The following is a 12,717-nucleotide window of genomic DNA, read 5'->3' on the forward strand; positions in this document are numbered from 1 at the left end:
CGGGTCTTATGAGCACTGCAAATAACCGCCAGATCGTTCTCGATACTGAAACCACCGGCATGAATATGATCGGGGTACATTATGAGGGGCACCGCATCATTGAGATTGGTGCGGTAGAGGTGATTAACCGTCGCCTGACCGGCAACAATTTCCATATGTATCTCAAGCCCGATCGGCTGGTCGATCCTGAAGCTTTTGGTGTACATGGGATTGCGGATGAGTTTCTGGCCGACAAGCCCGCGTTCAGCGAAATCGCCGATGAGTTTCTCGACTACATTCGCGGTGCCGAGTTAGTCATTCATAACGCGCCGTTTGATATCGGCTTTATGGATTACGAATTTTCCAAGCTGAACCGCGGCATTGAGAAAACCGAAACCTTCTGCAAAATTACCGACAGCCTGGCACTGGCGCGTCGAATGTTTCCCGGCAAGCGTAACAGCCTTGATGCGCTCTGCTCACGTTACGAAATAGACAACACCAAGCGTACCCTGCACGGCGCACTGCTCGATGCCGAGATTCTGGCTGAAGTGTTCCTGACCATGACCGGCGGGCAGACGTCACTCTCCTTCTTATCAGAAAGTGAAAGCGCCCGGCAGGCACAGGGAGAGAGCATTCAGCGCATCGTGCGTCCCGCTTCTGCACTGCGTGTGGTGACGGCCAGCGAAGAAGAGGTCGTTGCTCATGAGTCCCGTCTGGATCTGGTGATGAAAAAAGGCGGCAGCTGTCTGTGGCGCGGCTGAAGAGCCTGTTTTTGTGGATAAAATCAGCGCCAAGCTGAAAAAAACAGCAAACGATTCATTCACCTGGAAAAAGCGTTGACGCCGTAACGGCCTGCCATTACTATGCGCCTCGTTCCCGACGGGGAACAAAGCGCGGAGCGGTAGTTCAGTTGGTTAGAATACCTGCCTGTCACGCAGGGGGTCGCGGGTTCGAGCCCCGTCCGTTCCGCCAATCTCTTTAAAAAAGCCGATTCAGAAATGAATCGGCTTTTTGCTGTCTGCTATTCAGCGGCGGCTTGCTTCTTCTGCGCCATTCCCTCGCTATGCCAGCGGGTCACATCCTCCTTCTCGCGATCTTCACGGGCGATAAAGCGATAGCAGCCTGCCGCCAGACCGGCACCAATAAACCAGCTGAAGTTCGCCACCTGATGCAGGGAAGGAATAAAGCTAATCACCAGGCAAATCGCTACCGACGGCAGCAGCGCGCCAATCGCTTTGGGGTTAAAGCCACCGCGATACCAGTAACGGCCTGCTGGCGTATCGTTAAACAGGTCATCGACCGAGATACGTGCACGTTTAATCAGGTAGAAATCGGTCAGCAGAATGCCGAACAGTGGTCCGATGAACGATCCCAGTACATCCAGCGTGTAATGAATCAGCTCAGGGGACTGGAACAGGTTCCACGGCGTTAACAGCACGGAACCCACGGCGGCGATCATGCCACCGGTGCGGAAGCTGATTTTCTGCGGTGAACAGTTGGAGAAGTCAAAAGCAGGTGATACGAAGTTCGCCACGATATTGATGCCGATGGTAGCAGTAATCATCGTCAGCAGGCCAATCGCCACCGCCAGATCGTTGCCGACCATGCTCACGGTTTCGATGGGATCGGTAATCATCTTGCCAAACAGCGACTGGGTACCTGACACAATCACCACCGTCACCACAGAGAACAGCAGGAAGTTGAACGGCAGGCCCCAGCGGTTGCCACGGCGAATCTCGGACATGTTTTTGCCATAGCGTGAAAAGTCACCGAAGTTCAGCAATGGACCGGAGAAGTAGGAGACCACCAGCGCCGTGGCCGTAATCATCTGCCACGTCTGCTCACCTGCAGTCAGTGATTTGCTGGCAAGGGTAAAGGAGATCCCATCGAAGCCGGTCTTGTATACAATCCAGCCCGCCAGTGCCACCATCACCACATAGACAGCCGGTCCTGCGACATCAATAAAGCGTTTAATCGCGTTCATGCCGTGCCAGAACACCATCGCCTGCAGTAACCACATAATGCCAAAGCAGCACCAGCCCAGCAGCGACAGGCCCAGCCAGTGCGGTACGGTCATCGACGTTAGCGACGGCGCGAACTTCAGCAGCACCAGCATCAGGGCGTTCGCCGCCAGGTAGGTCTGGATGCCATACCACGCGAACGCGATCAGCCCGCGGATCACTGCCGGAATATTGGCGCCAAACACGCCAAACGCCTGACGGCAAATCACCGCATAAGGTACGCCCGCCATCTGGCTCGGTTTCGCCACCAGATTCGCACAGATCTGCACGATGCAGATCCCGGCCAGCAGACAGAGCAGCACCTGCCAGCTGGCTAATCCCAGCGTGAAGAAGCTGGCGGCCACCACATAACCACCCATGCTGTGCACATCGGACATCCAGAAGGAAAAAATGTTGTACCACGACCAGTTCTGATCGCGTGTCGGTGCCAGGTCTTCGTTACAGAGCCGTGGGCTGTAACGGGCACTGGCTTCAGAGGCCGTGCTGGCCACCGTTGATTGATTTGGCATGAAACCTGCTCCTATACCCGAGAGTGAAATGAATAATCTGGTAAAACGGTATTGCAGGATTCAGGCCAGATCTCTTTTCTTGTATACAATATTTAATTCTCACGTATACGATAGTGGCACACAGCGAGCGACCGGAGCAGGTAATGACGAGTAAAACAGGCCAGCGAGACGCCACCAGGCTGCAGGATAAGGATGAAGGGATCTACCAGGCGCTAATGAACGCCATTGTTGAGCACCAGCTGCCGCCGGGCAGTAAATTGCCGGAAGAGGCCCTTTCCGGAGTATTTGGCGTGAGCCGCACCGGCATCCGCAAAGTGCTGCAGCGCCTCGCGGCGGTGCAGATGGTCACCCTGACGCCCAAACGTGGTGCGCAGGTGGCGACACCCGGTGTTGAAGAGGCGCGGGACATCTTCTCTACCCGCAGTTTAATGGAGTGCGCCAATCTGCCTGCGGTACTGGCGCATCTGCAGCCGCCTCATCTGGTGGCGCTGGAGCAGCTTATCGCGCAGGAGAATCAGGCCCTTGCCGATCAGGATGGTCCGGCAGCGATCCGGCTCTCTGCGGCATTTCATATCCAGCTGCAGGCGATCTCCGGCAATCAGGTGCTCACCGGCATGGTGACCAGCCTGACGCAGCGCTCGTCGCTGGTGATTGCCGCTTATGGCGCGCCGTGGCAGCGCGGCTGCCGTTGTGACGATCACGCGAATCTGCTGAAGTTACTGCGCGCGCGTGCGCTGGAACCGCTGACGCAGGCGCTACAGCATCACTTTGAGCATATCGTTTCCAGCCTGCATTTTGAGCGCAGCGGGGAAACCCTGCCTGATTTCTCCCGGCTGTTTGCCGCAGGCTCTGGAGTTGCCTCATGAGCGTGATTCAGGTCATTAACCCCAACACCAGCCTGGCGATGACTGAAACCATCGGCCAGGCCGCCCGTGCGGTCGCCGCGCCAGGCACCGAAATTCTGGCGGTCTCACCGTCGCAGGGCGTGCCCTCGATTGAAGGCCACTTCGATGAAGCGATCGCCGCCATCGGCGTGCTGGAGCAGATCAAACTCGGCAGGGAGCAGGGCGTCAGCGGTCATGTGATTGCCTGCTTTGGCGATCCGGGTCTGCTGGCGGCACGCGAGCTGGCCAGCGGACCGGTGATCGGTATTGCGGAAGCGGCGATGCATACCGCCACGCTGCTGGCGACGCGTTTCTCCATTGTTACCACGCTGCCACGCACCCTGGTGATTGCGCGTCATCTGCTGCAGCAGTATGGCTTTACCCATCACTGTGCCGCGCTGCACGCCATCGATCTGCCGGTACTGGCGCTGGAAGATGGCAGCGGCCTGGCGCAGGAGAAAGTGCGGGAACGCTGTATTCAGGCGAAACGGGAAGATGGCAGCGGGGCGATTGTGCTGGGCTGTGGCGGAATGGCCACGCTGGCTGCTTCGCTGACCCAGGAGCTGGGGCTGCCGGTGATCGACGGCGTCAGTGCGGCGGTGAAAATGGTGGAGTCGCTGGTGGCGCTTGGCTTTGGCACCAGCAAACATGGCGATCTGGCCTGGCCTTTGCAGAAACCTCTCTCAGGTGCGTTTCAGCATCTAAACTAACGGAACTTTCCCGATTTAAGACAGGAAGCGAGTGATGACTGACGCTGCAGAGAAGAAAGAGTACAGCTTTAACAAAAACTATCCGCGCGATTTAATCGGTTATGGCGCTAATCCGCCGCACGCCGCCTGGCCCAACAACGCCCGTGTGGCGGTGCAGTTTGTTCTGAACTATGAAGAGGGCGCAGAAAACAGCGTGCTGCATGGCGATGCGGGCTCAGAACAGTTCCTTTCGGACATCATCGGTGCAGCCAGCTATGCCGATCGTCACATGTCGATGGAGTCGCTGTATGAATATGGCTCCCGCGCTGGTTTCTGGCGCATTCACAATGAGTTTCAGAAGCGCGGTTTGCCGCTAACCGTGTTTGGCGTGGCGATGGCGCTGGCGCGTCACCCGGAAGTCGTCGAGGCGATTAAACAGGCGGACTACGATGTGGTCAGCCACGGCTGGCGCTGGATCCACTATCAGGGCATGGATGCAAAAACCGAACGTCAGCATATGCAGCAGGCGGTTGATGTGCTGGTGGATCTGTTTGGTAAAGCACCGACCGGCTGGTACACCGGCCGGGATAGCCCGAATACCCGCCGGCTGGTGGTGGAGCAGGGTGGTTTCAGCTACGACAGTGACTACTACGGCGACGATCTGCCGTTCTGGACGCAGGTCACCTGTCAGGATGGCACGGTGAAACCGCACCTGATTATTCCTTACACCCTGGAATGCAATGACATGCGCTTTGCCTCGCCGCAGGGTTTTAACACCGCCGAACAGTTCTTCACCTATCTGCGGGACACCTTCGATGTGCTGTATGAAGAGGGGGAAACCGCGCCGAAGATGATGTCGATCGGCATGCATTGCCGCCTGCTGGGGCGTCCTGGCAAATTCCGCGCGCTGCAGAACTTCCTCGATCACATTCAGCAGCACGATGACGTCTGGATTTGTACCCGTCAGCAGATCGCTGACCACTGGATCACCACGCACCCGGCTCCGTAAGCCCGGTCCGGCGCTTGCCCCGTGCTGATTGGGCGAAGCGCCGGAGGCCGTCAGCTCATCAGACTGACCTGCGCCGCCACGATGCACCAGCCGTGGGGCATGCGCACCCAGGTCTGCTGCTGGCGGCCAATTTTATCGCTGCCGGTGCGGGTAAATTCGGTGCTGCAGACCGCATAATCCTCACCAAAGGTGGTAATCACGGTGTTGCGCAGCGTCCGGTCCAGCCCGGCTGACGGACGCGCGGCACGGAAGGCCCGAATCTCATCAATGCCATACAGATTCTCACCCGCGCCGAGGCGCACGGTTCGCGGGTCGTGCCAGAACAACGCATCCAGTTCGTCCACATCATTGCTAACCAGCGCCTGCTCGTAGCGGTAAAACTGCGCCGTCACCTCGCTGAGCACCTGCGGTAAATTAATCTCTCTGTTCATCAGGCTCCTGCCATATTGATTTGCGGTATCGTAATGCCCTGTTGTTCCAGTGCCCAGGCGGCGCGTAGCACTGCCTCTTCGTTAAACGGACGGGCGATAAGCTGTAAACCAATCGGCAGGCCGCTCCGGGTCGCCAGCGGCACGGTACAGACCGGCAATCCCAGGAAGGAGATTGGCTGAGTCAGCATCCCCATGCTCGCTTTAGCGGGCAGGGATTCATCCTGAATCGACAGCGTCTGCTGGCCGATCGTGATCGCGCTGCAGGGCGTTGCCGGGGCGATCAGCACATCGAAATGATCAAACAGCGGTAACACCTGCTGCTGGAAATGACGACGGAAGCGCTGCGCCTGCACATACCAGGCGCCTGGCATCATGGCACCCGCCAGCAGACGCTCGCGTGAGTTCGGTTCAAACTGCTCCGGCATCTGACGCAGGGCAGGCAGATAGTGATTGCCGCCTTCTGCGGCGGTCATGATAAACGCCGCCGAGCGTGCCAGCTCCGCGTCGGGCATCAGCACCTCTTCCTGTGCATCCAGCGCGGCCGCGACCACCGCGACGGCATCGCGCGCGTCATCATCGCACCAGCGGGAAAAAAAGCCGCCCAGCACGCCGCAGCGTAAGCCTTCGCTGCCCTGTGACAGCCCCGGCAGCGTCGCGGCAAGCGGACGATCGGCCTGAAACGCATCGGCGTGGTCTGCGCCCTGTAACAGATCATAAACCAGCGCCAGGTCTTCAGCCCGCCGGGCCAGCGGCCCGATATGGTCAAGGCTGGCGACAAACGGATGGCTGCCGCTACGCGACAGACGGCCAAAGGTGGGCTTAAGACCAAAAATACCGCACAGCGACGCGGGCACCCGAATCGAACCGTTGGTATCGGTGCCCAGCGAAAAGTGGACCAGCCCGGCGGCTACCGCGGCGGCTGAACCGCCTGACGAGCCGCCCGCCACGCGGCTGAGATCGCGCGGATTGTGGGTCGCACCATAATGGCTGTTCTCGGTGGTAAAACCGTAGGCATAGGCATCCATGTTCAGCATACCCGACAGCAGCGCACCAGCATGACGCAGCTTATCAACGGCAAACGCATCTGCCTGTGCCGCAGGGCGATCGCGGAACAGGCTGGCACCGGCCAGGGTGCTGTGACCCACCACATCAAACAGGTTTTTCACCGCATACGGAATGCCCGCCAGCGGTGGCAGCGTTTCGCCGCGCTGCCGCTGTGCATCAATGACGCTGGCCTCTTTTAACATGCGCGGCCCGGTCACTTCCGTCCAGGCATTCAGCGCCGGGTTGTGCTGCTCAACCGCCTGCAGCGTGTGCTTCGCCACCTCCAGTGCGCTGATCTCACCCTGCTGAATCGCCCGTTGCAGCGTCTGAATTGAAACATCACCTAATCTCATGCCTGATATACTCCTGCGACTTCCAGCCGGTCATCCAGCGGAAACGCCATCAGCGGCGCAGCCATTTCCGCAATGCGTGAAAGCTGGATCAGCAGCTCAGCGCGACGTGCCTCATCCAGTTCCAGTTGCAGGATCTGCTCCATATGGCCGATGTAGCTGGCCCAGTCGTGTTGATTCATGATTCGCTCCTGTTAAAAACCGGCAGCGCTGCCGTTACTACGCGGGTCGCTTGCGCCCTCAAACATGCCGTTGCTGTGACGCACAATCGCGCCCGCATGACCTACGGATTCGCTGAAGTCCGGCAGCCGTTCCACCTCATGTCCCCACAGGCGCAGCATCAATACCGTTTCGTCGTCAAAGCGGCCTTCCAGTTTTAATGAGTCGGACGATTGCCCCCAGGTCCGGCCCAGCAGCCAGCGCGGTGCACTGACCGCCTGCTGTAACGGCAGCCCCTGAATCACATGGCGGGTAAAAATCGCCGCCTGAGTCTGCGGCTGCCCATCTCCGCCCATCGCGCCATACACCATTGTCCGGCCATCTTTCAGCCGCGCGGCGGCGGGATTGAGGGTATGGAACGGCTGCTTACCGGGCGCGAGCGCCAGGAGATGGTCAGGGTCGAGGCTGAACGCAGCGCCCCGGTTCTGCCAGGTGATGCCCGTGCCAGGCAGCACCACACCGCTGCCAAACTCGTGGTAAATACTCTGAATAAAGGAAACAGCCAGGCCGCTGCTGTCCATTACGCCCATCCAGACCGTATCGCCCGGTCCGCGTCCGCTGCCCCAGGCGGCGGCCTCGCCATCGGCGATCTGGCTGGCGAGCGTATCGAGATGATCACTATCCAGCAGCGCCTGCACATCTTCGGTGACGTGACGCGGATCGGTGATGTGTTTGTCGCGCAGCGCAAAGGCTTTTTTGGTGGCTTCCACGATGCGGTGCACCGTCTGCGCGTCGTCAGCCTCCGTCATCTCCAGCCGATCGGTGATGCCGAGGATCGCCAGCGACACGACGCCCTGGGTTGGCGGAGCGATATTCCAGATGTCGCCTTCGCTGTGGGCGAGATGCAGCGGTGTCGTGCGACGAGCGTAATGCTGCTGCAGATCGGCCAGCGTCACCGGCATGCCCAGCGTCGCCATCTCACCGGCCATATGGTGAGCCAGCGGGCCGCGATAAAAGCTGTCGAGTCCCTCTTCGGTGAGCTGGCTCAGGGTGTTCGCCAGCGCGGGCTGGGTAAAACGGCTGCCCGGCTGCGGCACATCGCCGTCGGGCATAAAATGGGCACGAAAGCCGGGCTGATGCTGCAACTCACTGAGGAAGTTCGTGGTCGCGGCGGTCTGTGAGGCGGTCACCGGAATCCCGTCGGCGGCGTAGCGAATCGCATCCCGCAGCAGACGGGCCAGCGGCAGTGGCGGGGTGGCCATCTCTGCAGAGAGCGTCAGTGCCTCCTGCCAGCCGCTGACCGTACCGGCCACCGTCAGCGCCGCTTTCGGCCCGCGATGGGGGATCTTCGGGTGATCGGCGTAAAAATCGCGGTGCGCCAGTGAACCGGCCGCGCCGCTGGCGTCGATAGCGACCGGATCGCCGCCAGGCGGCAGAATCAGCCAGAAGCCATCGCCGCCCAGTCCGTTCATGTGCGGATAGACCACGGCGATTGTTGCGGCAGCAGCCACCATCGCTTCAATGGCATTACCGCCATCGCGCAGCACCGCGAGCGCACTTTCACTCGCCAGATGGTGTGGCGTCACCGCCATCCCCTGCGGGGCCATATTGCTTTGAATCATCTTTTTCTCGTTCTTTGGGTGACAGAACCCATAACAAAGCAAGAGCTGTTCCAGTTTTCATGCTCAGCTGACAATGCGCCGGTTAACCTGGCGTAAATTGTGCTAGCTTCTGCTGAAACAAAAGTTACAGGACGCCTTATGAAACAGCTTGATGAACGACTCAGAAGTCACTATCCCCAGCTCTCTCCGCAGGAGCAGCGTATTGCCGACTTCGTGTTTGACCACTTCGATGACCTGATCAGCTACAACAGCGCCGAGCTGGCGCGGCTCAGTGGCGTGTCGAAAGCCACGGTCAGTCGACTGTTTAAGCGTCTGGGCTATGAGAAGTACAAGGATATGCGTGATGAGCTTCGCATCCTGCGGCAGAGCGGCATGCCGCTGACCGATAACCGTGATGCGGTGCAGGGCAATACGCTGCTGGCGCGCCACTACAAGCAGGAGATGGCTAATCTGACGCAGTGGGTAAACAGCCTGGATGCCCGACACTTTAATGAGGTGATTCAGCAGCTGGCGCAGGCTAAACGTGTCTTTATTATCGGCATGCGCAACGCCTATCCGGTAGCGCTGCATCTGCGACAGCAGCTGGTGCAGGCGCGTTCGCAGGTGCATATCCTGCCGCAGCCAGGCCAGACGCTGGCTGAGGAGCTGGTGGATATCACGCCGGACGACATGGTGATCGTGATGGCGTTTCGCCGCCGTCCGCGCATCATCCGCCCGCTGATGCAGCAGCTGCAGGCGGCGGGCATCCCGCTGCTGGCGCTGTGTGAGCCGCAGGCGCAGACGGTAATTTCGCTGGCGCGCTGGCAGCTCTGTACGCCACTCGACAGTGTTTCCGCCTTCGACAGCTACAGTGCCGCCATGAGTCTGGTTAATCTGATCGCCAATGCGCTGCTGCATGAAATGCTGGCACAGGGACGTCAGCGTATTCATCAGATCGCCGACCTTTACCAGCAGTTTGACGAGCTGGAGCACCGTTAACAGGCACCGTTTTGGTGCTTTGCCCCATTTCAGAACACCACTTCCCCGGCGTGATTGCCCCGATTACGCCGTATTTACACTGAAATCTCTGCCGCTTAACCCTTTTTCTGTTGCCGCCCGTATTGGCACATTAGTTGCAGATTGCTTGTCAAAGAATCTTTTGTTTCACGTTAATCTCACCGGGGTGCATAATGAAAAAAGTTTTGATGGCAGTTGCGACAGCGGCATTACTGATGGCACAAACGGGCAGCGCGTTGGCCGATCAACTGCAGGATATCCAGAAGCGCGGCGTCATCCGTGTCGCCGTGCCGCAGGATTTTCCGCCGTTTGGCTCGGTCGGCACTGACCTGCAGCCGCAGGGATATGACATCGACACGGCGAAATATCTGGCGAAGCAGATGAAACTTAAGTTGCAGCTGGTGCCGGTCAGTAGTGCCAACCGCGTGCCTTATCTGCAAACCGACAAGGTCGATCTGGTTATCTCCAGCATGGGTAAAAACGCCGAGCGTGAGAAAGTGATCGACTTCACCCGTGCCTATGCGCCGTTCTTCCTGGGCGTCTTCGGACCGAAGGGCGATGAAATCAAAGCGGCGTCGGCTCTGAGCGGCAAGTCGATTGGCGTCACGCGCGGTGCGGTAGAAGATATGGTGCTCAGCGAAGTGGCCCCGAAAGATGCGCAGGTGAAACGCTACGAAGATAACAACACCACGTTGTCTGCGTATCTTTCTGGTCAGGTGCAGTATGTCGCAACCGGTAACCTGGTCGTCGCCGCGATTGCGCGCCAGAATCCGGCCAAAGCGCCCGTCGCGCAGTTTATGCTGAAAGATTCACCCTGCTATATCGGCCTGAAAAAAGATGAGCCTGCATTGAAAGCGAAAGTGAATGAGCTGATTGAGCAGGGCATTAAAGACGGCACGCTGAATAAACTCTCAGAAGAGTGGCTGAAAGCACCGCTGCCTGCGAACCTCGGCGCCTGAGGACGGATTCATGATCGGGCAACTTAACTTTCCCGCCCTGTGGCCCTACTGGCCGGAGCTGCTCTCCGGTCTGTGGGTCACCATCCAGCTGACGGTGCTGGCGACCACCGGTGGCGTGGCGCTCGGCATTGCGGGTGCGGCGCTGCGCAGCGGCAAACCGAGCTGGATGAGCCGTCTGTGGGGCATCTATGTCGAGCTGATCCGCAATACGCCGTTTGTGGTGCAACTGTTCTTTATCGTTTTTGGTCTGCCTGCGCTGGGGCTGAAACTCACTGCGGGTGAGGCGGCACTGCTGGCGATGCTGATTAACCTTGGCGCCTACAGCACCGAGATTATCCGCGCCGGGATTCAGGTGACGCCCAAAGGGCAGTGGGAAGCGGGACGGGTGCTGGGATTAACCCGCAGCCAGACTTTTCTGCGGGTCGTGCTGCCGCCTGCGCTGCAGCGCATTTATCCGGCGCTGGTGAGTCAGTGCATCATCGTGATGCTGGGCTCGTCGGTGGTGTCGCAGGTCTCCTATGAGGAACTGACCTTCGCCGCCAACCTGATCCAGTCGCGCACCTTCTTAAGTTTTGAGGTCTATCTGGTGACCACGCTGATCTACCTGGCGTTGTCGATTGCGATGCGCCATCTGCTGCTGGCGATTGGCCGTAAATGGTTTGGAGTGCAGCCATCATGATGACGACCTTTACCGACTGGGACATCCTGCGCAACCTGCTGCTGGCGGCGCGCTGGACCCTGTTGCTGTCGCTGGTGGCCTTTATCGGCGGCACGCTGGTGACGCTGCCGCTGCTGTTTATGCGGCTGCTGCAGCGTAAGTGGCTGACGCGCCTGATACGCGGTTACACCGCGCTGTTTCAGGGCACGCCGCTGCTGATGCAGCTGTTCCTGGCATTTTTCGGCGTCGGCCTGTTTGGGATCGATGTCGCCCCCTGGACCGCCGCCTCACTGGCGCTGACCTTCTACACCAGCGCCTTTCTGGTGGACATCTGGTACGGCAGCATCCGCGCCCTGCCGAAAGGGCAGTGGGAAGCGTCGCGCTGCCTCGGCCTGACCTTTGGTCAGACGCTGTGGCGGGTGGTGGCACCGCAGGCGATCCGCATCGGTATCGCCCCGACGGTGGGATTCGCCGTGCAGGTGATCAAGGGCACCGCGCTGGCGTCGATTATCGGCTTCATCGAGCTGACCAAGGCCGGCACCATTCTCAACAACGTCACATATCAGCCGTTTAAAGTCTTTGGGCTGGTGGCGCTGGGCTACTTCCTGATGTGTTATCCGCTGTCTCGCTACAGCCAGTATCTGGAGAAAAAATTCAATGCCGCTCATCACCATTAATCAGGTGCAAAAATATTACGGCGACAACCATGTGTTGAAAGGCGTGGATCTGGATATCGACATGGGCGAGGTGATCTCGATCATCGGTCGCAGCGGATCGGGTAAAAGCACGCTGCTGCGCTGCATGAATGGGCTGGAAGGTTATCAGGAGGGCAGCATCAAGCTGGGCGGAATGACGATCACCGACCGCGATTCGCAGGCGCGTGAAATCAGCCGCTCGGTCGGAATGGTGTTTCAGAGCTTCAACCTGTTCCCGCACATGACAGCGCTGGAGAACGTCATGCTGGCACCGCGCCGCGTGCTGAAGAAAAGCGAGGCCGAGTGCCGGGCGCTGGCGGCACAGATGCTGGAGAAGGTCGGACTGGGCGAACGCCTTAACTACTATCCTGCCAGCCTCTCCGGCGGTCAGCAGCAGCGCGTGGCGATCGCCCGTGCGCTGGCGATGACGCCGAAAGTTTTACTCTGTGATGAGATCACCTCCGCGCTCGATCCTGAACTGGTGGGCGAAGTGCTCAAGGTTCTGGAGCAGCTGGCGGCAGAGGGCATGACGCTGATCCTCGTCACCCATGAAATGAACTTCGCCCGCGACGTGGGCGATCGTGTGGTCTTTATGCATCAGGGGCGCGTCTGGGAGCAGGGCGACAGTAAAACGCTGTTCGCCCAGCCGCAGACGGCGGAGCTGAAGCAGTTTATTTCTTCGGTTCGTCTCTGAGTCTTAGAAAAGGAAATG

The 12,717-nt window shown here is 59.1% G+C and carries 14 protein-coding genes and 1 tRNA gene; 10 read left to right on the plus strand and 5 right to left on the minus strand.

Annotated elements, in window-relative coordinates; genetic code table 11:
* Nucleotides 1-8 precede the first annotated feature (8 nt).
* Together dnaQ and BY447_RS14550 are read left to right on the plus strand one after the other, a co-directional pair.
* On the plus strand, nt 9-740 hold the full coding sequence (gene dnaQ, locus BY447_RS14545) for a DNA polymerase III subunit epsilon (protein ID WP_013356870.1): 732 nt from the start codon (nt 9-11) through the stop codon (nt 738-740).
* Between the two features lie 134 nt (nt 741-874).
* Nucleotides 875-951 (plus strand) — tRNA-Asp (locus BY447_RS14550).
* Between the two features lie 49 nt (nt 952-1,000).
* Here the strand turns inward: BY447_RS14550 and BY447_RS14555 are convergent.
* Nucleotides 1,001-2,509: an NCS1 family nucleobase:cation symporter-1 gene (locus BY447_RS14555; RefSeq protein WP_110331405.1), complete on the minus strand. Its 1,509-nt coding sequence runs from the start codon at nt 2,507-2,509 to the stop codon at nt 1,001-1,003.
* 143 nt (nt 2,510-2,652) lie between these two features.
* Here BY447_RS14555 and BY447_RS14560 point away from each other — a divergent pair, with 143 nt between their 5' ends.
* The 3 genes from BY447_RS14560 to puuE are packed head-to-tail and all read left to right on the plus strand — an operon-like array spanning nt 2,653 to nt 5,091.
* A complete protein-coding gene (locus tag BY447_RS14560; protein ID WP_110331406.1) occupies nt 2,653-3,375 on the plus strand; it encodes a GntR family transcriptional regulator in 723 nt (240 codons plus the stop codon).
* Nucleotides 3,372-4,103, plus strand: coding sequence for an allantoin racemase (hpxA, locus tag BY447_RS14565; protein WP_110331407.1), 732 nt, complete (start codon nt 3,372-3,374; stop codon nt 4,101-4,103). The genes BY447_RS14560 and hpxA overlap by 4 nt, the downstream gene beginning before the upstream one ends.
* Before the next feature lie 34 nt (nt 4,104-4,137).
* On the plus strand, nt 4,138-5,091 hold the full coding sequence (gene puuE / locus BY447_RS14570) for an allantoinase PuuE (protein ID WP_013356874.1): 954 nt from the start codon (nt 4,138-4,140) through the stop codon (nt 5,089-5,091).
* A 50-nt stretch (nt 5,092-5,141) separates the two neighbouring features.
* On the opposite strand, the gene hpxZ is transcribed toward puuE, so the two are convergent.
* From hpxZ to BY447_RS14590, 4 genes are read right to left on the minus strand one after another with little or no spacing between them, the layout of a single operon-like run.
* Nucleotides 5,142-5,522 (minus strand): oxalurate catabolism protein HpxZ, encoded by a 381-nt coding sequence (gene hpxZ, locus BY447_RS14575; RefSeq protein ID WP_110331408.1) that lies wholly within the window; start codon nt 5,520-5,522, stop codon nt 5,142-5,144.
* On the minus strand, nt 5,522-6,919 hold the full coding sequence (locus BY447_RS14580) for an AtzE family amidohydrolase (protein ID WP_110331409.1): 1,398 nt from the start codon (nt 6,917-6,919) through the stop codon (nt 5,522-5,524). The genes hpxZ and BY447_RS14580 overlap by 1 nt, the downstream gene beginning before the upstream one ends.
* Nucleotides 6,916-7,098 carry an oxalurate catabolism protein HpxX gene (hpxX, locus tag BY447_RS14585; protein WP_033731661.1) on the minus strand — a complete coding sequence of 61 codons (183 nt, stop codon included), beginning with the start codon at nt 7,096-7,098 and terminating at the stop codon, nt 6,916-6,918. Before hpxX ends, BY447_RS14580 begins: the two co-directional genes overlap by 4 nt.
* A 12-nt stretch (nt 7,099-7,110) precedes the next feature.
* Nucleotides 7,111-8,697 (minus strand): gamma-glutamyltransferase family protein, encoded by a 1,587-nt coding sequence (locus BY447_RS14590; protein ID WP_110331410.1) that lies wholly within the window; start codon nt 8,695-8,697, stop codon nt 7,111-7,113.
* 138 nt (nt 8,698-8,835) lie between these two features.
* Between BY447_RS14590 and hpxU the strand changes: the two genes are divergently transcribed.
* The 5 genes from hpxU (at nt 8,836) to BY447_RS14615 (ending at nt 12,699) form a co-directional block, all read left to right on the plus strand.
* Nucleotides 8,836-9,675, plus strand: a complete 840-nt coding sequence (gene hpxU / locus BY447_RS14595; RefSeq protein ID WP_033781959.1) for a MurR/RpiR family transcriptional regulator HpxU — start codon at nt 8,836-8,838, stop codon at nt 9,673-9,675.
* A gap of 191 nt (nt 9,676-9,866) precedes the next feature.
* Nucleotides 9,867-10,652, plus strand: a complete 786-nt coding sequence (locus BY447_RS14600) for a transporter substrate-binding domain-containing protein (RefSeq protein ID WP_033731666.1) — start codon at nt 9,867-9,869, stop codon at nt 10,650-10,652.
* A gap of 10 nt (nt 10,653-10,662) precedes the next feature.
* Nucleotides 10,663-11,331, plus strand: coding sequence for an amino acid ABC transporter permease (locus BY447_RS14605; RefSeq protein WP_013356881.1), 669 nt, complete (start codon nt 10,663-10,665; stop codon nt 11,329-11,331).
* Nucleotides 11,331-11,987 carry an amino acid ABC transporter permease gene (locus tag BY447_RS14610; RefSeq protein WP_033784498.1) on the plus strand — a complete coding sequence of 219 codons (657 nt, stop codon included), beginning with the start codon at nt 11,331-11,333 and terminating at the stop codon, nt 11,985-11,987. The genes BY447_RS14605 and BY447_RS14610 overlap by 1 nt, the downstream gene beginning before the upstream one ends.
* Nucleotides 11,968-12,699 carry an amino acid ABC transporter ATP-binding protein gene (locus tag BY447_RS14615; protein ID WP_013356883.1) on the plus strand — a complete coding sequence of 244 codons (732 nt, stop codon included), beginning with the start codon at nt 11,968-11,970 and terminating at the stop codon, nt 12,697-12,699. Before BY447_RS14610 ends, BY447_RS14615 begins: the two co-directional genes overlap by 20 nt.
* Nucleotides 12,700-12,717: the final 18 nt, after the last annotated feature.

It is taken from the genome of Pantoea sp. JKS000250, from assembly GCF_003201065.1.
Classification (GTDB): Bacteria; Pseudomonadota; Gammaproteobacteria; order Enterobacterales; family Enterobacteriaceae; genus Pantoea; species Pantoea vagans.

Coding starts and splice junctions, on each gene's coding strand:
- dnaQ (WP_013356870.1), top strand. CDS start 9: ATGAGCACTGCAAATAACCGCCAGATCGTTCTCGATACTGAAACCACC.
- BY447_RS14600 (WP_033731666.1), top strand. CDS start 9,867: ATGAAAAAAGTTTTGATGGCAGTTGCGACAGCGGCATTACTGATGGCA.
- BY447_RS14580 (WP_110331409.1), bottom strand. CDS start 6,919: ATGAGATTAGGTGATGTTTCAATTCAGACGCTGCAACGGGCGATTCAG.
- hpxX (WP_033731661.1), bottom strand. CDS start 7,098: ATGAATCAACACGACTGGGCCAGCTACATCGGCCATATGGAGCAGATC.
- hpxZ (WP_110331408.1), bottom strand. CDS start 5,522: ATGAACAGAGAGATTAATTTACCGCAGGTGCTCAGCGAGGTGACGGCG.
- puuE (WP_013356874.1), top strand. CDS start 4,138: ATGACTGACGCTGCAGAGAAGAAAGAGTACAGCTTTAACAAAAACTAT.
- hpxA (WP_110331407.1), top strand. CDS start 3,372: ATGAGCGTGATTCAGGTCATTAACCCCAACACCAGCCTGGCGATGACT.
- BY447_RS14610 (WP_033784498.1), top strand. CDS start 11,331: ATGACGACCTTTACCGACTGGGACATCCTGCGCAACCTGCTGCTGGCG.
- BY447_RS14590 (WP_110331410.1), bottom strand. CDS start 8,697: ATGATTCAAAGCAATATGGCCCCGCAGGGGATGGCGGTGACGCCACAC.
- BY447_RS14605 (WP_013356881.1), top strand. CDS start 10,663: ATGATCGGGCAACTTAACTTTCCCGCCCTGTGGCCCTACTGGCCGGAG.
- hpxU (WP_033781959.1), top strand. CDS start 8,836: ATGAAACAGCTTGATGAACGACTCAGAAGTCACTATCCCCAGCTCTCT.
- BY447_RS14560 (WP_110331406.1), top strand. CDS start 2,653: ATGACGAGTAAAACAGGCCAGCGAGACGCCACCAGGCTGCAGGATAAG.
- BY447_RS14555 (WP_110331405.1), bottom strand. CDS start 2,509: ATGCCAAATCAATCAACGGTGGCCAGCACGGCCTCTGAAGCCAGTGCC.
- BY447_RS14615 (WP_013356883.1), top strand. CDS start 11,968: ATGCCGCTCATCACCATTAATCAGGTGCAAAAATATTACGGCGACAAC.